Here is a 19,898-nt window from a genome sequence, read left to right as displayed (position 1 = left end):
ATGTGGTTGTATTTCGGGTTTTTATGAAGTTAAGATCAAGCATAAAGCTTTTACAATTAACCAAATATTTACCTAAAATCAAAAAAATGAGAAAAGAAACAATGAAATGGTCTCTGCTATTGGTATGCCTATTTATCGGGCTTTTATCTTGTAAGAAAGATAAGACTGAAGTTAAAGCAGAAAAAGGTCAGGTTAAAGCCTGGGAAACATTGATTGATGGCGCCTCTTTCGCCGATTACACTAATTTCGAGGCACAATGGAATTATAATTATCCCTGGGGCACCGATCATAACGGATCTGCCCGTATGGTGGGCAGTAGTACCAATCATAACCAGATCTCGTTGAGCGGAGGAGTATTAACCATTAAAGCTACCCGCTTAGCTTCATCCCCTGGAAATAGTACAGCTAACGGCTTTACCAATGTGGCTATTTGGTATAATTCTGGCGCATGCCATGCCAAGCAACAGGTGCTAATTAACGATCAGTTTCCTAGTTATACCATTTCAGGCGATTTTGCCGTACCAACGAGTAAAGGCACCTGGCCTGCATTCTGGATTACCGGCGTTAATTCGTGGCCACCTGAAAGTGATATTATGGAGTTTAAAGGCAACAACACCAATTGGCAGAATACTTACGATGGCGGCTGGGAGAATAAACTTACAGCGGTTTCTAATGCGGGCTCGTATCATAACTACAAATGCTGGTACAATAAAGTAAGTGCAACGGATGTAGACTGCCATTATTATATTGATAATGTTTGGGTGGCTAAGCATACCATGAGCAATTCTGTAAACAAACCCATGTGGCTGATCATCAACATGCAAATGGAAGGTGATAGCGGTTCGCCTGGTCCATCTGGTAATACTTTTTATACAGGTAAAAACATTTACCTGGGTAGAGAAAGGGCTTTCTAGTTTATTAAACAGATATTTAATTTGGGGGTAGCATTATAGCTGCCTCCATTTGCAGTGTAAAATAAAATATGAAAAAATACCTAATCATGCTAGCCTGTATGTTGCTCTGCGTTTTATTGGTGCAGTGCAAAAAGGATGAAATAACGGTACCAGAAAGTAATGCTAGTTTACTGATTGATAAGATTAATTTACTAAGACAGCGCGGATGTAATTGTGGTACTGAATATATGCCGCCAGTGCCTGATTTATCTTTAAATATCCAATTGCAAAATGCTGCAATAAGCCATGCGAAAGATATGGCACAACAAAACTATTTTGATCATTTATCTCCTGATGGTGGTACCCCTGCCGAGCGCGCATTGGGTGCGGGTTACACAGGCGATTTTAGGGGCGAAAATTTGGCCAAGGGATATAGTGAGGTTGATCTGGTTATTACCGCGTGGAAAAATAGTGTAAGCCATTGTAAAGCCATGATGGATGCTAAAAGTAAAGCGGCAGGTGCAGGTACAGCACAAAATTATTGGGTAGTAACCTTTGGTGGCTCCTTATAATCCTTTAATTGTTTTGTCAATCACATCCAGTAAGCCATTATTATAAGCATCATCAGTTAATTCCCAGAACATGATGCCATTTAATTTTTGATCAATTACATATTTGGTTTTTAATGAAATTGATTTAGCATCATCAAAAGTAGCAAGATACCTTGTTTGTGGATTATAGTAATATGGCGCTTTGGCTGTCTCATCCCAATAATAGGTATAGCCATTTTCTGCTGCAAACTGTTTGCTGAAATCCTTAAAAGAAACACCTTTTAAAAATTTTGTTGGCTGATACAAGCCCTGGCCTGCATCCGTAGTATTTTCGAAAATACGGGCATAAAATGCTGCGCCCAGTGCAATTTTTTGAGTGGGTACGCCTAAATCGATTAGTGTTTTTACTGCATAATCGCCTGATAAAGGTTGTTTTGCGGTAGCATACAATGGGGTGTGATGACCGCTTAGTGTTGCGTACCCGCTTACCAGATCGTAACTCATTACATTAACCCGGTTTACCAGAGGCATGACTTTGTCCCATTCGAAACAAGAATCGATGCAGTTTTTTGTACCACCGGCAGCAAAGCTAATTTCTGCCTTTTTGCCCAATTTTTTACGTAATTCTTTAATTAATAAAGTGAAATTGTGTTTGTCCTCTACCGTATACCTGTGCCCTGGAAAGCCTAACACCGCCGGGTACTCCCAATCAATATCTATTCCGTCGGCATGGAAAAAGTTGAGTATTTCTTTAGTGGTTTTAGCAAATGTTTTCCGCCCGTTAGCCCTGCTGAATACTTCAGAACAGTTTTGGCAAGCACTCCAGCCGCCCATGGCAATCATTACCTTTAAATCGGGATTACGCTTTTTTAAACTGATCATTTTCGAAATCAGTGCAGAATCCTTAGCCGATCGGATATTCAGACTATCGCCCTTTAAGTGCCCAAAGCTGTAAATCAGGTGGCTCAATTTTTCAATTGGGAAGCTGTCTATCACTGTATTTTGCCCTGTATAATATGCAATTACATTGGGTTTTATTGTTTTTTGTGCTTTTACATTAAAACTTAATAGCTGGCCCAGTATTACAAAAGCAATAATTCTGAATGTAGCGGTGGTGTAGTAGATATTCCTTTTATGCACGGACTAAAATTAAAACGGTTATTTTTCGGCAATAATATTTTGTAATTCGGTTAGTTCTGCCACTTTTTCCGTTGCACCAGCGTTTTCGTATGCCGAAATCAGGTTCCTGATTACACGGCGGATAATATCGGTATTACTACATGGTCTATAGTATTCGGGCAGGGCCTCTAAATTAAGCTGACGAAGAAACTGATCAACATCATGTTTACCGAAAATATTACCACGGTTAAAGGCATTGATGTAAAAAAGTACACCGTATTCGGTTCCTTCCTGTTTGCTATCATCGATATAACCTAAAATAAAATGTTGCGGTAAATTGATGCCATAAACGGGCAGGTCTAATTTCTGGGCCAGGGTAGAATAGATAATGGCCAGCGAAATCTGGTTGCCTTTTTTGCTTTCCAGTACCTGGTTTAAATAAGAATTCTGCGGATCGTGGTGGTTTTTGGTATTGCCGCCAAAACCATACTGTTGATACAAAACGTGGTTGATCAGTTTTACTTTTTCAACCGAACTCATTTCATATTGAAGGCCCAACCAGATATCTCTTTTAATTTCTTCCAGTTGGTTAATTACCTTTTGCTCATCTAAATCAGGATATTGGTACCGGTTAATAATTAATGCACCCTGCAATAAATCAAAAGCACCACTTAAATACCATAAGTTTAAATCTTCTTTAACCGTTTTAAACTGGATCTGATGAACAATATTTTCAATTCGCTCCTGCAACAAGCCATCAAAAGACTGTTCCCAGGCATTTTCTAAAAAATGTACTACCTCGCCGCCATATTCAAGCAGCTTTTTCTCTACATGATGGAATACTTCCTCGTCTGGATCATCCAACAGTTTTACTAAAGCACTTATCTCTGCGTTATTTTCCATAAAACATACCTACGTTTGCCGTGTTTAATTACTTTTGCAATATTATGCTATTTCAATTTATTACAGATTACCTTAAACACCGTTTAACAGCAAAAAGCCGACATGGAACGCACTCACCATTCGTGTACAAGCTCGCTGATGAGGTAATTTACGATTTTACCGACAAATCTGAATACAAAAACATAGAAGAACAGCGAAAAAAACTTTTTAATGACGATTCGATAATCACTGTTACAGACCTTGGAGCAGGGTCTCACCTTAATAAAAACCGCATAAAGAAGGTCAGTCAGATTGCCAAGAATGCGTTAAAAAGCCCAAGGTTAGCCAAGCTTATTTATCGGTTAGCTAAAAATACCCGAGCGAAAAGTGCGATCGAGTTGGGTACCTGTTTGGGGATTACTACTGCTTATTTAGCAAAAACAGATCCTGAGACTGAGGTTATTACTATAGAAGGCTGTCCGCAAACAGCGGAAGTAGCTAGAAAAAATTTCCAGGATCTAAATTTAGAGAATATTGAACTTCATGTAGGCAACTTTGATTTAATCCTGCCCGATATTATTGCCAGACAGCCCAGTTTAGATTTCGTTTATATTGACGGTAACCACCGTAAAGATGCAACACTGAATTATTTTAAATGGTGTTTGCCAAAAGTTAATGAAAATTCGCTGCTGATTTTTGACGATATTTACTGGAGCGAAGGGATGAAAGAAGCCTGGGCAGAAATTAAAAACCATCCTGATGTTACCGTAACAGTAGATTTATTCTGGATTGGTTTGGTTTATTTTAAAAAAGGGCAAGCTAAAGAGCACTTTAAACTTAAATTTTAAAAGATGAATGTAGAACCCAAGTTAGAAGGTATTCAGAAACGATCGGCGTTGTTTATTTTGTTGGTTAGTTTATTTTTTGGAGTTGCTTTTTATTTGGTGTCGCTTTTTATTGAAATGGATGTGCTTACGCATATCATGTTAGGTTGGGATGCGTTTTGTTTAGCGCTGATTACTCTACATTGGTATATGTTTTTTCATACCTCTCCCGCTGAAACGCATCTTAAAGCCAAAATGCAGGATGAAACCCGTGGCGAAATTTTTGCCATTGTTGTAGTATCTACCTTTGCGGGCTTGCTTGCGGTAATTCTACTATTAATTAATAAAGATATAGAGCCGATCGATTTAATCGTTGCCATACTGGGCATGTTTTTATCGTGGTTTTTAGTGCATACCACCTTTACCATGCGTTATGCCCATTTGTATTATGGCGACAAGCGGAAAGAAAAATCGGAAAAACGTGGTTCGGGATTGGAGTTTCCAGGTAACGATGAACCCGATTTTATCGACTTTGCGTACTTTTCTTTTGTTCTGGGCATGACTTTCCAGGTTTCGGATGTCGAAATTTCGAGCAGGGAGATTAGAAGGCTTTCCCTTTTACACAGTTTAATCGCCTTTATATTTAATACCGTAATTGTGGCATTAACCATTAATGCATTAGCAGGACTAAGCAAATAATTTCTTTTTGGAAAACTTACAAAGCTTAGAAAGGCCTGAGCGAACGAGAACTTCATAAGTTTGGTTGATTCTTTAGTAATAGTGGCTTTTTGAAAATGAGCGTTCCATTTCTTTTGGCAGGCTTCAGTCCCGCTCCCGCTTCTGCACCCGATGAAAAATCGGTTGCATCTCGCTCCGATCGGGTTTAGTTACAGTGGATAAGCGCCTTTGGCTACATGCCGGGAGCAGGCCCTTCGGTTATAAACCTGACAGCAGCGAACACGGAGTGCAACGGAGTAAAGCGGATGGCGAGGCTACAATGGCCAAGCACCACAAGCCGTTCGTTTTCAAAAAAAGGTTAATGTTTTTAAGAATTAGAAAATGAACAGTTCGTTACTTTTGGCGGGCTTCCGTCCCGCTCTTCGTTCCTTCCGGTGAAGAACCGGAACCACTTCGATCGGGTTTAGTAACAAAGGTTAAATGCTTTTGGGCACATGCCTGGAGCAAGCTGTTCGGTCATAAATCTACAGCAGCAAGCACGTAATGTAACGAAGTAAAGCGTATGACAGGATCTCAATTACCAAGCAATACTGTATTTTAAATAAATATATTTATATTATAATCAGACTCTTATGATTTTAAACTGATTTTTCAGTAATATAACTTGTTTTTTAGTTGTAAAACTGAAAAGTAAGTTATAGATTTGAGTATGGAAGAATTAACTAAAGCAGAAGAACGCATTATGCAGATTTTATGGAAACTGCAAAAAGCATTTGTGAAAGATATTATTGATGAACTGGAAGAGGAGCCTAAACCGCCCTATAACACCATTTCATCAATCGTTAGGCTTTTAGAAAAGAAAGGTTATGTTAAGTACAAGGCTTATGGAAAAACATACGAGTACTTTCCGGCCATTAGCAAAGATGAATATGCCAAAACCACTTTCTCCAAATTGTTCTCAGGTTATTTTGATAACTCTCCAAGCAGTCTTTTATCCTTTATGGTAAAAGAAGAAAAGTTGAGTGAAAAGGATATCGAAGAAATTAAGAAAATCATTAATCAAGATTCGAAGCCATGATTTTAATCTATTTGTTAAAGGTTTCTGCCTGTACGCTGATATTTTTTGCTGCGTATCAGTTATTGTTGGCTAAGCTCACATTTTTTAACCTGAACCGTGCTTATTTATTAATGATGCTGGTGCTGAGTTTTGGTATCCCGGCGGTTACCATCGAAAACCGTCACGAAGTAACGGTAGCCACCAAAGAGATTCCCTCAAAAATAGCATATAGCAATGATGGTTTTGTTGAGCAGGATTTTGTAGACAAAGGCAGCTCTGTTAACCATAACCTAAACTTGGATGAATTGCTCATATACAGTTATTGCGCCATTTTAGCGACCCTTATTTTTAGAATGCTTTTTATGATGGCGCGCATTCAGATGCAATTGCGTAAACATGCTATTGATAGATGTGGTGGCATTATCTTGGTGGATGCGAAATCAAGCATAAAAAACTGTTCTTTTTTTAACCAGATTATTGTCGACTCCTCTTTGCAGTATGAAGAAAAGAATCTGGTCATAAAACATGAATCGGTTCACGTTGAGCAACTGCATGCTGTCGACAAACTTTTAGTCAATTTCGTTACTGCCGTCCTTTGGTTTAACCCCATTATTTATTTCTGGCGGAATGCCATTGATCATAATCATGAATTTCTGGCCGATCGCGAGACTTCAAAAGCTGTAGATAAGAAGATTTATGCTTCTTTACTTTTAGATCTGGCTATGCCATTCCAAAATTTAGCCATTAATAGTTTTAGTAAACTTCCACTAAAAAATAGAATCATGATGTTGTACAAAGAACCCAATACAAAGCTACAAAAGCTTGCTTATTTAGCTATTATTCCGGTGTTAATGATTTGCTGTATGGCATTTATAAACCGCAAAGAAATTATTGTTGAGAAAACATTAGCTGGAAACCAGGCTTCGGCAGATGCGCCAATTAAACCGAATGTTTATGCCATGAGGTATTTAAGCAGTGATATTAAGTTTAACCCAAATGCAAAGCCTGCATTTAGAGAAATAGAACCTGTATTGGTTGTTGATGCCGGTCATGGAGGAAAAGATGGAACGGTTGCGGCACTTGATGGACAAAAAGAAAAAGACCTGAACTTAAGAGCGGTGAAAATACTGAAAGAAGAGGCCGCAAAAAGAGGGATTAAAATAATATTAACAAGAAATGCTGACCAGTTCATTTCACTTAGAGATCGCTTGCCTAAACAAGAAGCCATGGCATTTATTTCCATTCACCATAATGCAACACTTGCAAATGCAGTTGTGCCTTTCGGCGGAATTGAAATTTATGTTTCGAAACAGAACAGTAATATTAAAACAGCGGAAGATCTAGGTGCTGGTATTTTAAGCAAGCTGAAACAGCTAAATGGGCTTGAAGTAAGAGATTCGTTAAAAAACGCAAACCTGTTATTGCTCCGCGAATCTAAAGTGCCTGCTGTTTTAATCGAACTTGGAAATATTTCGGATGGTAAAACACTGGAATATATCAATCAGGAGAAAAATATCCGAAGGATCAGTAATTTGATTTTAGATGGATTTGTAGCTTTTTCGAAACGTGGTTGCTAATAAATTATAGCTATGGAATGGTTAACCTACCTGCTTAAAGTTACCGCCTGTACGGTGTTGTTCTTTGGGTTTTACTTGGTGGTTTTAAGGAAGCTCACTTTTTTTAAAATCAACCGATTTTATTTGCTGGTTACGTTATTGTTGAGTTTTATTATTCCGGCTTTGCATCTTGAAATTAAGCGCGAAATAACAGTAGTGGAAACTGAGGCTCCGGTTAGAATACCTGAAATAAAACCCGCTGCTCAAGAACCTGTTCAACTTATTCGGCCCATGATGTTGGAGTACCAGCCAGAAGTAGAGTCTAAAATCGATTGGATGGTGGTGATGTATTTTATTTATGGTGGCACTGCTTCACTTTTATTGTTGGCCTGCCTATGGCAACTGTTGGGTTTGCTTAAGTATACCGGTAGCTACACCAAAAATGGCGATGGTCTAAAGCTGATCAGCAAAACCGAAGGCTTTACCAATTGTTCCTTTTTTAATTATGTTTTTATAAATCACAACGATTTAAGCACGGCGGATTTATCCGTTTTGCTTAAACATGAGCAGGTGCATGTTAAGCAATACCATTCGATAGATAAAATTATTTTAATGGTTTTTAAAGCTGTTTTATGGTTTAACCCCATAGTTTACCTATATGATAAAGCTTTAGAGCAGGTGCATGAATACGAAGCCGATGAAATTACTTCGGCCAGTTTTGGTAATCGGGCTTATGCCAGTCTATTACTTCAGCTTGCGGTAACCAAAACCAACAATGCACTGATTCATAACTTTTTGAAAAGCCCCATTAAAGACCGGATAAAAATGTTGTTTAGTTCAAAATCTGACAACAGGAAAAAAAATGCCTATTTTCTGGTTTTACCTATGGCTTTGAGTCTATTGTGGATATTTGCCGTTAAGTTTGTGTATGCAGGTAAGCAGATTTCTCCTGAAAGTACATTTCAGAAAGCTCAAAAGGGTTTTATCAAGCCTGGACAATCATTGTTAGATGATACCATTAATGTTGCCAAAGATTTAAGAGCAAGGTATGCTGAAAATATTAATATGGATAACGCAATGATTGGTAAACAACTTAATGTTAAGTTTCTTGGTTTTCGGGATTCAAAAAAAGGAGTTTTGGGAGATATTAGCTATCATAATAAAGTTTATTCATTTGATGCAGCTATAAATTTAGGTAAGCTCTCTGCTGTTAAAATAGGAGACAGTTTAAAAATAAAAATTAATGGATTTTCTGTGCCTGAACCCTATAATGAAATGAGGTTGTGGACAAATAAAATTTCTACTTCCGAAGGACGTGTGCTTTATGAAAGATCATTTAAAAAACCACCATTTTTATATGGTACGAATGGCCTTAGATTTATTTTTTCGAGAATCGCGAACATTGATCAGGATGCAAACCATATCAAAAGAATTACTTTAAAGCACAATAGCTACACCATAATACTTGATGTTGCAATAGAGAAATTTGTAAGTAACAACATCCGAGTTGGCGACGAAATCAGTGTGCAGTTTATAGGCGAAAAGTTGATTGCACCGGATACCTACTTTTCCAATCAGGTAGTCGAATTACATTCGCGCCAAAATAAATACGCTTTTAAAGCTAAAACACTTTACGCCAAATACCAGAATAATGGTATAACTGGAATAACGGATTCTACAAAAAAAGTAGATAGCCCCGTTAAGCCCAAAATCATTTCCTTCAAAAAAATAACGGGTGATGTAAAGCATAAGGTTTCTTACCTGGAAAATGCAGTTATTGATATTGTAAACTGTAGATTAGAAGCTGAATATGTAGAATTGGATCAGCTTAATGGTAAAATGATCGCCAAAAATGCAGTATTAAAAGCCAATGAGGGCGGATCTGTAACTGCTAAAATAATTGTTTTTAATTTGAGAAATGGAAGCTATAGTGCAGAAAATAGTACTGGGGCGACTAAAGTTTCTAAAGGACTTGGTTCTGACCACCAGATGTTGCAGAGAATGAGAGACTCTTTAACAAAGACAGATAATAAAGTGGAAACAAGTGTAAGTTATAGTGCCCGGGATTCTATTAAAATGAGTAGGGATAAATCAATTGTTACGCTTTATGGGAAAGCAAAATTGGATTATAAGAATTTTAGCATCTCAGCAGATGAAGCTACCTATAATAGAAATACAGAAAAAATAACAGCAAAAAATCTTACCCTCCGTAATAAAGTAACTGGAATAACAATGCTTGGTTCTTATGGTGAATTTGATATTAATGGAAAAGCTGAGGTTTGGCAGGACAATAAATAGTTTGAATGATAAAGACATTAGGCTTTCTCGCTCTCTTTTTTATTATCATCAATTGCAAAGCACAGTTTAGTGTCTCAGGCAAGGTAGCCGATCAAGAGTATAAAGCTTTGCCTTTTGTTACGGTTAAAATTTCTGGTCCTCAAAACCGGGTAAATTATACCCAAACAGATAGTTTAGGTTTTTACACTTTTAAAAATCTACAAGCCGGAAAACATTCTGTTGTTTTCTCTGCGCTCAATTTTAAAGCCATTAATCAGTTATTTACCTTAATAAAAGATACTACAATCAATGTTCAACTCCTGGGTAACCCGAATACCCTTGCCGACATTCAGATTAATGCCAAAAAAGCATTGATCGAAAAAAAGATCGACAGAACTGTTTTTAATGTAGAAAATAGTATTTCCGCAATCGGGACAGATGCTTTGGAACTGCTTTCAAAAGTTCCTGGTGTACGCGTTTTGAACGATAAGGTTTCGCTGGTGGGCAAAGGTGAGGTTAATGTGATGATTAACGATAAACTGGTGCCTTTGTCGGTAGATGAATTGGCGAATTATTTAAAATCAATTCCATCAGGCATCATTGCCAAGATTGAAGTGATTACCAATCCGCCGGCAAAATATGATGCCCAGGGAAATAATGGCTTGATTAATATTGTATTGAAGAAAGCTACTGCCGAAGGTTTTAAAGGTTCGGTAAATACGGCTTTAACGCAGGCAAATTATATAACCGCATCTGCAGGTGGAAACTTAAATTATCGCAGGAACAAGATCACACTTTCTTCTAATTTCAACATTAGAAAAGGATCTCTTGTACCGTTTGAACAAAGTGATGTTTTTTATCCCGCACAAACCTGGAATATTGTAAATAAGGACCGGAATTTTAGAACGGTGCCCAGTGGGCAGATCGGAATTGATTATCAGGCCACCAAAAAAACAGTATTGGGTTTATCGTACAATGGTGGCCTAACCAGCTTCCATTCTGAAGAAAATATTAAAACCACAGTTTATAGCAAAACAGGTAATTTAGATTCGGTTTTAAATTCTGATGCCAATGCCAAAATCAGGTCTCATTATCATTCAGCCAATGTTTATTTAAAACAAGCCTTAGATTCTACAGGGAAACAACTGACCATTAACGGCGATTGGTTTAAATATAGTGATGATAAAAACAGATTTTTTAACAATACGAGCTATTTTCAAAATGGAGAGATTATTCCGCACTCCTTTGCTGAATACCTATCAACCAGCAAACAAAATATAGATTTTTTTACCTTAAAGGCTGATGTAGACTTGCCCTATAAAACCTTTAAACTATCCTTCGGTATAAAACTGAGCTTTATCAACAACCAAAGTGATCTTGCTTTTTACAAAGCCCGTAATGCGGTTTACGAATTAGACCCCGGCCAAACCAACCTTTTCAACTATCAGGAAAATACCCAGGCTTTATATGTTAATTTCGGCAAGACAATAAAACAGTGGGATTTTCAGGTAGGACTAAGGGGAGAGTATACACAGATTGATGGATTATCGGTTAATGAACAAAATCGGAATGAGTATTTTCGTCTTTTCCCTACACTTTACATTATTTATCGTACAAATGATAAAAGCACTTTTTTGGTTAATTATGGCCGCCGGATCAACCGTCCTGCCTACCGTAAATTAAATCCTTTCCGTTGGTACAGTAACCAATATGCTTATACCGAGGGTAATCCATTTTTGCAGCCATCCTATAACGATAACGTCGAACTCTCGTACACCTATAATATATATACTACATCGCTATCTTTCAGCAAAACCACAAATGGATTTAATGATGTGAATTTTATTGATGCGGCTACGAATACCCAGGCTGCTCAACCGGTTAATTTTATAACAGGCTATCATTATCAGTTAAGTAATGCCATTAATTTTAACATCGCGAAGGGGTGGGAAACGATTAACCAGTTTGATGTTTTTTACAATGCATCCAATTCCAGCATCGCCCAAACCCTGGGCAGTTTAAATGGATTTGGCGCTTATTTTTCTACGCTTAACCAATTCGTTTTTAACCCGTCGAAAACCATTTTGGGTGAAGTAAGTTTCTGGTACCAATTTCCAACAGTTGATGGATTGAATAAAAATAAAAAACAGTATAATCTCGATTTGGGCATTAAAGCTTTGTTACTCCATAAAAAAATACAATTGGCCATTACTACCAGCGATATTCTAAAAACAAACCGATACCGTTCTAGCAGTTTGGTTAATAACATCAGGCAGGAGTATAATAATTATTACGATAGTCGGCAGCTGCGGATTACTTTCCGTTATAATTTCGGAAATGAAAAAATTAAACAGCAGGATAGGAAACCTGGGAATGAAGAGGAGCGGAAGAGGAGTAATTAGGGATGGAGGATGTGAAATGTATGATGGAATAGGGGCAATCTGTTAATACACCAGATGATTTTTAGGAGAAAAGGTGCTTGGTGAATCGTCGTTCCCAACTTGATTGGGAATCGTAATGCCTTAGTAGGGTTTGTCGCTTGCATTAAGATTCCCGCCTGTGCGGTAAAGACGACCATTCCTTGTACTCTGTTATTGGTAACTTGTTTTTCAGCACCTATCTTATTATAAAGATTTTTCACTGCGTTCAGATTGACAAGCCTGGGCGAATGTTCAATCACCCATCCGCTAAAACGCTTCTGCTAAACTGATGTAAAATCCTGCCTGGCGTTTTTCATTTGGCAATTTTTCTCCTATACCATAATCTAACCGAACGCTCAAACCTTTTGCCGGATCGAAAAAGTAGCGGCCGCCAAGCCCAAAATTTGGTTTTAATCCATCGCCATTAAACTGGCTGTTTGCAAATACTTTGCCGGTACCCGCAAAAGCTACAATGCCAAAGCGGTTCATAAAACGGTAACGGATTTCGGCCTGCGCAGCCATTAAGTTTTCATCGCGGTAGCGGCCACTATAATAACCACGCATCATTTGGTCGTTCCCTAATTGCTGCAATAAATAAAATGGTGTGCTTTTGCTCTGTATGGTATAATAAATTCCCTGTATACCCAAAACCACTTTCGGGGCTAAACTAAAGAAACCACGAAGATCGAGCTTAATCTGTGAGCCATTGAAATTTTCCCCGCCAAAAAAATCTGGTGCATATTGATAGGTTGCCCTACCGAAAAAACCTTTGGTGGGATAGTTATTGCTGTTACGAGTATCGTAACTTTGAGATGCGCCGATCCATGCTACCGAGCCACCGTCTTTATCTAAAATTTGTGGGCTAGTGGAATAAATACCTCCAGGCTGTCTGTCTATAAAATGATAATTCTCAAAACCTAATGAAATACCTGTATAAGCTTTGGGCAAAGTATTCATTTCGGCATCGAAAAGTGTTTTAAAAACCCTTTGATCTAATTTGTTTTCATCAGACTTTGTAGCGCTGTTGCCAATGCCATAAAAATTAAAGGGCTGGTTTTTAAAGCGGATATCACCGATAAAGTGGTATTTGTTCCCTTTTGTCCACATATCGCCCTTAAGCATAAAATTAGCCGTCTTTTTAGTAGAATAAGTTGTGTTTAAAGCGAAATTGGAACTGCGGTTCAATGTATCTTTCCGGTCTATATAGAATGAATAAATAGCCCCGACACCAAATTCAAATCCTGTTTCCTGACTATAACCAAAGGCCGGTAATGGTAAAAAGCTCGCTTTACGTGTAGTATCTTTTTCGTTTGAGAGCATTTTCCTGATCAGTTTCATCTGTGCGAATGAACTTCCTGAAATGAGCGCAAGTAAAATAATTAGACAGTATTTTTTCATCAAGGCAAAGAAAGGGAAATTTAGTTATAGTTCATTCGTTCACTGGTCATTTGTTCATTGGTAACTGCCAACTATATTAATTATGGTTAGTGTTTATGCGGGTACAGTAACATTTGGGGTTATACAGTCCCGCCTCCGCTTCTGCTCCAATGAAACCTGTAAAACAAGCAGGTACACAGTAAAAAATAAAACAGACAGGGAGCATCTCGCTACTGTTGGGTTTAGGTGGCTTGGCTTGTTCATGCTATTGGAGCTTGTAGCGTATCATGATACAGCTTATTGAGGATGGGGTAAGGGAAGTTTAGTAGTAACACAACATGGCCCACCTAAACCGGATTGACGGGAAAAGCCCACAGGTGAGGCACGAACCGAGGACTTGTACCAGAAAGCCGGACTACCTTTAATAATAGCTACTGTTATTGCTTTTCAAAAAAATAGATGTGATTGTTTATTTGCATGAAGATCCTTCGACTATGCTCAGGATGACAATCGTGGGAGAAAATTTATCTGGTATAACTAACTAAGGGATGCCGACTCGGGACGGTGGACTAATACAATCGCTTTTACGTTTTCACCTTTCGGCCTAAATACCTATTTTTGCGGCAAATAATACAAAACGAAATGAGCAATACAAGAGGACCAATATCTCAGTTTATGGAGCGTAATTACCTCCATTTTAATGCAGCGGCAATGATGGATGCAGCTAAAGGATACGAAACGCATTTAGACGAGGGTGGTAAAATGATGATCACACTTGCTGGTGCTATGAGTACTGCAGAATTGGGAATTTCACTTGCAGAGATGATTCGCCAGGATAAAGTGGCCATTATTTCTTGTACTGGTGCAAACCTTGAAGAAGATATTATGAACCTGGTAGCACATTCACATTATAAACGTGTACCAAACTATCGCGATTTAAGTCCGCAAGACGAATGGGACCTTTTAGAGAACCATTACAACCGTGTTACAGATACTTGTATCCCTGAAGAAGAGGCTTTCCGTCGTTTACAGAAACATATCCATAAAATATGGAAAGATGCAGACACTGCTGGCGAAAGATATTTTCCGCATGAGTTTATGTACAAAATGCTTTTAAGCGGCGATTTGGAGCAATATTACGAAATCGATCCTAAAAACTCATGGATGCTTGCTGCGGCAGAAAAGAATTTACCAATTGTGGTACCTGGATGGGAAGATTCTACTATGGGTAATATTTTTGCCTCATATGTAATGAAAAATGAATTGAAAGCCAGTACAATGAAAAGCGGTATCGAATATATGGGCTGGTTGGCCGATTGGTATATTGCAAACAGTGGAGGGAAAGGAATTGGTTTCTTCCAGATTGGTGGTGGTATTGCCGGCGATTTCCCGATCTGTGTGGTACCAATGCTTTATCAGGATATGGAAATGGAAAATATTCCTTTCTGGAGTTATTTCTGTCAGATCTCAGATTCGACTACTTCTTATGGCTCATACTCTGGTGCCGTACCGAACGAAAAGATTACCTGGGGTAAGCTGGATATCCACACGCCAAAATTTATCGTAGAAAGTGATGCAACAATTGTAGCACCGCTAATGTTTGCGTGGATATTAAAACAATAATTGCAAGAAATAAATAAACCAAATTGGTTTTTGGTATGCCCATTTGAGATAACCTATCAAAAATGGGCATTTTTATTGGTTTAGTGGCTTGAAATAACATTTGTTTAGAATGATTATAAATTGTATTTCCAGTCACTATTATGTCATGGGATTTATTAATAAGTTATACTTTTGTTCAAGTTTTGGTGGAGCTACCCCTAGTTCAGCATCAATTTCACAACAAAAAGTAAATTAAATAAGTATAAAGTGTTCATTATGAGAGATATCTCGATGATTTTAAAAAGCGTTTGGAAGTCGTTATTCGTGTTTTCAGCAATTTCCGTAATAGCGGTTTCTACCGTAAATGCGCAGGATGCTAAAGAAGGAAGAACGCTTTTCAAAGCAAAATGTTCTTCGTGTCACGCGTTAGATCACAAAGTTGTTGGTCCGGCATTAACTGGAGTAAGCGATCGTCACCCTGAAGCATTCTTGTTAAAATGGATCCCGAACAACGCGGCAATGATTGCTGCAGGTGATCCGGCTGCTGTTAAATTATTTAACGATAATGGTAAAGTAGCAATGACTACCTTCCCTGAGTTAGATGAGGCGAAAGTAAAAGATATCTTAGCTTACATTAAAGAAGGCGAGCCAAAGCCAGCTGGCGATGCAGCAGTTTCTGCAGCACCAAAAGAGGATAAAACTTCGGGTTTATCAATTGCTGGTATTGTAGCCATTGTTGTATTAGCGATTGTTATTTTAGTAATTTTAGGTCGTGCATCTAAATTATTAGAGCGTTTAATTCTACAAAAACAAGGTATCGAGATTGAAGAAGATGTGCCATTAAAAGTTGGTGTGCGCAAAATGTTCAAAAACAAGAAGTTCGTAATGTTCTTTATTTTGTGTTTGATCATCTGTTTAGGTTCGTTCGGTTGGATGGGCATGTGGAATACTGGTGTTCATACCGGTTACCAACCAGTTCAGCCAATTAAATTCTCGCACGAGTTGCACGCAGGTATCAATCAGATCGATTGTCAGTATTGCCACTCTGGAGCATTCAAATCTAAAAATGCATCTATTCCATCATTAAATGTTTGTATGAACTGCCATAAAGCGGTACAGGCAAGAGATAAATATGATGGTGAGATTTCTCCTGAGATCAAAAAAATCTACAATGCTTTAGGTTACGATCCGGAAACACAGAAATATGATGAAAGTAAAGCTAAACCAATGGAGTGGGTACGTGTACACAATCTACCTGATTTTGCTTACTTCAACCACTCTCAGCACGTAGTTGTTGCTGAAGATGCAATCCGTAAAGCAAAAGGATTACAACCAAACGAGCCTGTGTGTTTCGCTTGTCACGGTCCGGTTAATACCATGGAAGAAATTTACCAATATTCTCCATTAACCATGAAATGGTGTATTAACTGCCATAAAGAAACAGATATTTCTGGTCAGAAAAACAATGCTTTCTACGCTAAGGTTATCCAAGCGCACGAAAAAATTAAAAAAGGCGAGAAAATTACACCAGCTTTATTGGGTGGTTTAGAGTGTGGTAAATGCCACTATTAATAGATTAGAGTTTAGTAAGAACGTTCGATAAACAGTAATATAGCTTAAATGGAAAGCAATAAAAAATACTGGAAAGGCTTAGAGGAGTATAACAATACACCCGATTTTGTTAAGAATAACAAAAACGAATTCGCCGAGCCACTTCCAATAGAAGATGTTTTAAATGAAGCAGGGTTAAGTACCGTTACCCCACGCCGCGACTTTTTAAAGGCGTTAGGTTTTGGTTTAGGTGCGGTTACATTAGCTGCCTGCCAAAGTACACCGTTAAAAAAATCAATTCCTTATCTGGTAAAACCTGAAGAAGTAACTCCAGGTATTCCTAACTATTATACTTCTAGCTTTAATGGCCAGAGTATTTTGGTTAAAACAAGAGAAGGCCGTCCGATTAAAATTGAACCAAATCCTAATGCGGGTCAGTTTAACTGCGGTACCGATGCAAGAGCGCAGGCTTCTGTATTAGATTTATACGATGTATCTAAACTAAAAGCACCTGCTACAGTAAAAGGTGGGCAGGTTGAAGAAACTACCTGGGCAAAAATCGACAGCTATGTAAAAGGCGAGTTGGCAAAAGCACAGGCTGGTGGAAAGAAAATCCGTATTGTAGCATCAACGGTAAATAGCCCATCAACTAATGCAGTAATTGCACAGTTTGTGACCAAATACCCTGCTGCTAAATTGGTTCAGTATGATGCGGTTTCTTATACTGGTATTATCCAGGCTAACCAAAACAGTTTTGGTAAAGCCGTTTTACCTAAATACAATTTTGATAAGGCCGATTTAATTGTAAGTTTCAGTGCCGATTTCTTAGGTACATGGATTAGCGGAGAAGAGTTTACTGCTCAATATACAGCTAACCGTAACTACAAATCGTTAGCAAATAAAAAAATGAGCCGCCACATTCAGTTCGAAAGTGGAATGAGCTTAACAGGTACCAATGCAGATACCCGTATTCCGGTTAAATTATCAGAAGAAGGTCCTGCATTAATCGCTTTATACAACGCAATTACTGGTCAGGCTTTACCTGGAGGAACATTAGGTAATAATGCTACAGCTGATAAAGTAATTAAATTGGTTGCTAAAGAATTATTGCAAGCTAAAGGTAAAGGCCTTGTAGTTTGTGGTTCGAACGATGTTTCTACACAAATTTTAGTAAATGCCATTAACGCCGCTATCGGAAGTTATGGTATTACTATCGATTTAGATAATCCTTGCTACTTATATGCTGGTAACGATGCCGAATTTAATGGTTTAGTTGCTGAAATGGGTCGTGGCGAAGTTGGTGCAGTTTTATTCTTAAACAGCAACCCTGCTTACGATGCTGCAAACCCGAAAGCATTTACTGATGCTTTAGCTAAAGTTCCGGCAAAAATTTCATTCTCAGACCGTGCTGATGAAACGGCTACGCTTTGTGATGCAATTGCCATTAACCACAACTACTTAGAATCATGGGGTGATGCAAACGCTTACGAAGGATATTATTCTATCGTTCAGCCAACCATTAACCCAGTTTTCAATAGCCGTCAGGCAGAAGAAAGTTTATTAACCTGGGCTGATGCTCCTGTTAAAGATTACTATCAGTTTGTTCGCAGCAACTGGGAAGCTAAAGTATTACCAGCTGCAGGTTTGAAATGGGAAGAGGTGTTAGAGAAAGGTGTGGTTACAACAGCTGCAAAAGCTGCTGCTGCTTACAGCTTCACTTTATCGTTAGCTGCAGTAGCTACTTCAATTACCAATAGCAGCAAAGCTTTGGCTAAAGAAGTAGAGTTACAGGTTTACGAAAACATCCCGATGCGTGATGGTAAGAATGCCAACAACGCGTTCCTGCAAGAGTTACCTGATCCAGTTTCTAAAGTAACCTGGGATAACTTTGTTGCCATTGCACCAAAATTTGCTGAAAAATTAAAGGTTAAAGAATTTGATGTTGTAACTGTTAAAGCCAGCAACGGATATTCAGTAGATCTTCCGGTATTGATCCAACCAGGACAAGCACAAGGAACTGCATCTATCGCCGTAGGTTATGGCCGTACCAAAACTGGTAAAGCCGGTAACGATGTAGGTAAAAATGCTTTCCCTTTTGTTTCTTTTGTTAATGGAACAATGCAATACGCTACTTCGGTAACCATCACTCCAACAGGTGGATACTACGAATTGGCTCAAACACAAACTCACCACTCTTTCGAAGGTCGTGCAGTGATTAAAGAGGCTACCTTTAAGGAGTACCTGAAAAATCCTGGAGCGGGCAACGAAAAGGGCGAGCATAAAGATTACGATCTTTGGGATCAATATGAAAAACCAGGTAACAACTGGGTTATGGCAATCGATTTGAATGCCTGTACAGGTTGTGGTTCTTGTATTGTTGCTTGTAACGTAGAAAATAACATTCCTGTTGTAGGCCGTGATGAGGTTCGCCGTCGTCGCGAAATGCACTGGATCCGTATCGACCGTTACTATAGCTACGAAACTAAGGATGGTGATGTAACGAGAGAGAAAGAAATTGCTAAGTTAGAAGACTTAGATCACGTTTCTGTTGTTCACCAACCAATGTTGTGCCAACACTGTGATCACGCACCTTGCGAAACAGTTTGTCCGGTATTGGCAACTGTACACTCAAGTGATGGTTTAAACCACATGGCTTATAACCGTTGCGTAGGTACACGTTACTGTGCAAATAACTGTCCGTACAAAGTGCGTCGTTTCAACTGGTTTAACTACTGGAACGATTCACGTTTCGATAACTATTTAAATAACGAGTTTACTCAATTAGTTTTAAACCCTGATGTAACTACACGTTCTAGAGGGGTAATGGAAAAATGCTCTATGTGTATTCAACGTATACAAGGTGGCAAATTACAAGCTAAATTGGAGAAACGTCCATTAAAAGATGGCGATATTAAAATGGCTTGTCAGGAAGCTTGTTCAGCAAATGCAATTGTATTTGGTGATGCAAACGATCCAAATTCAGAGGTTTCAAAAGCATTACGTTCTGAGCGTATCTACTACGTATTAGAAGAGATCAATGTGAAACCGGGTATCGGCTACATGACAAAAATTAGAAATACAGATACAACAGTGCAAGCGTAAGCTTTAGTA

Annotated in this window: 14 protein-coding genes; 11 read left to right on the top strand and 3 right to left on the bottom strand. The window is 38.4% G+C overall.

The window, feature by feature from the left end; all coding sequences use genetic code 11:
* Positions 1–86: 86 nt before the first annotated feature.
* Both FHT21_RS23685 and FHT21_RS23680 read left to right on the top strand, forming a co-directional pair.
* The gene (locus tag FHT21_RS23685) at positions 87–914 is read left to right on the top strand and encodes a glycoside hydrolase (protein ID WP_208399024.1); all 828 of its coding nucleotides are present in this window, start codon (positions 87–89) and stop codon (positions 912–914) included.
* Positions 915–982: 68 nt separating this feature from the next.
* Complete coding sequence (locus FHT21_RS23680) at positions 983–1,465, top strand: CAP domain-containing protein (RefSeq protein ID WP_167297167.1); 483 nt, start codon at positions 983–985, stop codon at positions 1,463–1,465.
* Here the strand turns inward: FHT21_RS23680 and FHT21_RS23675 are convergent.
* Positions 1,460–2,584 carry a glycosyl hydrolase family 18 protein gene (locus FHT21_RS23675; RefSeq protein WP_167297166.1) on the bottom strand — a complete coding sequence of 375 codons (1,125 nt, stop codon included), beginning with the start codon at positions 2,582–2,584 and terminating at the stop codon, positions 1,460–1,462. The two genes, FHT21_RS23680 and FHT21_RS23675, sit on opposite strands and share 6 nt — an antisense overlap.
* An 18-nt stretch (positions 2,585–2,602) precedes the next feature.
* A complete protein-coding gene (locus FHT21_RS23670; protein WP_167297165.1) occupies positions 2,603–3,466 on the bottom strand; it encodes a transglutaminase-like domain-containing protein in 864 nt (287 codons plus the stop codon).
* Between the two features lie 44 nt (positions 3,467–3,510).
* Here FHT21_RS23670 and FHT21_RS23665 point away from each other — a divergent pair, with 44 nt between their 5' ends.
* From FHT21_RS23665 to FHT21_RS23640, 6 genes are all read left to right on the top strand, one after another.
* Positions 3,511–4,293 (top strand): class I SAM-dependent methyltransferase, encoded by a 783-nt coding sequence (locus FHT21_RS23665; RefSeq protein WP_167297164.1) that lies wholly within the window; start codon positions 3,511–3,513, stop codon positions 4,291–4,293.
* A gap of 3 nt (positions 4,294–4,296) precedes the next feature.
* The gene (locus tag FHT21_RS23660) at positions 4,297–4,968 is read left to right on the top strand and encodes a DUF1345 domain-containing protein (protein ID WP_167297163.1); all 672 of its coding nucleotides are present in this window, start codon (positions 4,297–4,299) and stop codon (positions 4,966–4,968) included.
* Between the two features lie 688 nt (positions 4,969–5,656).
* Positions 5,657–6,025: a BlaI/MecI/CopY family transcriptional regulator gene (locus tag FHT21_RS23655; RefSeq protein WP_167297162.1), complete on the top strand. Its 369-nt coding sequence runs from the start codon at positions 5,657–5,659 to the stop codon at positions 6,023–6,025.
* Entirely contained in the window at positions 6,022–7,581 is a 1,560-nt protein-coding gene (locus FHT21_RS23650; protein ID WP_167297161.1) for an N-acetylmuramoyl-L-alanine amidase, read from the top strand. Before FHT21_RS23655 ends, FHT21_RS23650 begins: the two co-directional genes overlap by 4 nt.
* A 12-nt stretch (positions 7,582–7,593) precedes the next feature.
* The gene (locus tag FHT21_RS23645) at positions 7,594–9,858 is read left to right on the top strand and encodes a M56 family metallopeptidase (protein ID WP_167297160.1); all 2,265 of its coding nucleotides are present in this window, start codon (positions 7,594–7,596) and stop codon (positions 9,856–9,858) included.
* A 5-nt stretch (positions 9,859–9,863) separates the two neighbouring features.
* Complete coding sequence (locus FHT21_RS23640) at positions 9,864–12,239, top strand: outer membrane beta-barrel family protein (RefSeq protein ID WP_167297159.1); 2,376 nt, start codon at positions 9,864–9,866, stop codon at positions 12,237–12,239.
* Positions 12,240–12,524: 285 nt separating this feature from the next.
* Here the strand turns inward: FHT21_RS23640 and FHT21_RS23635 are convergent, their stop codons facing one another.
* On the bottom strand, positions 12,525–13,655 hold the full coding sequence (locus FHT21_RS23635) for a BamA/TamA family outer membrane protein (RefSeq protein ID WP_167297158.1): 1,131 nt from the start codon (positions 13,653–13,655) through the stop codon (positions 12,525–12,527).
* A gap of 621 nt (positions 13,656–14,276) precedes the next feature.
* Between FHT21_RS23635 and FHT21_RS23630 the strand changes: the two genes are divergently transcribed.
* The 3 genes from FHT21_RS23630 to FHT21_RS23620 all read left to right on the top strand — a co-directional run bounded on the left by FHT21_RS23630 (position 14,277) and on the right by FHT21_RS23620 (position 19,889).
* The gene (locus tag FHT21_RS23630; RefSeq protein ID WP_167297157.1) at positions 14,277–15,257 is read left to right on the top strand and encodes a deoxyhypusine synthase family protein; all 981 of its coding nucleotides are present in this window, start codon (positions 14,277–14,279) and stop codon (positions 15,255–15,257) included.
* A gap of 255 nt (positions 15,258–15,512) precedes the next feature.
* The gene (locus tag FHT21_RS23625; protein ID WP_167297156.1) at positions 15,513–16,808 is read left to right on the top strand and encodes a c-type cytochrome; all 1,296 of its coding nucleotides are present in this window, start codon (positions 15,513–15,515) and stop codon (positions 16,806–16,808) included.
* 48 nt (positions 16,809–16,856) lie between these two features.
* On the top strand, positions 16,857–19,889 hold the full coding sequence (locus tag FHT21_RS23620; RefSeq protein ID WP_167297155.1) for a TAT-variant-translocated molybdopterin oxidoreductase: 3,033 nt from the start codon (positions 16,857–16,859) through the stop codon (positions 19,887–19,889).
* Positions 19,890–19,898: the final 9 nt, after the last annotated feature.

Source organism: Pedobacter sp. SG908 (genome assembly GCF_011759615.1).
Lineage (GTDB): Bacteria > Bacteroidota > Bacteroidia > Sphingobacteriales > Sphingobacteriaceae > Pedobacter > Pedobacter riviphilus.
Note: the sequence above shows the minus strand (reverse complement) of the source record. Positions and strands in the feature narration are given on the sequence as shown.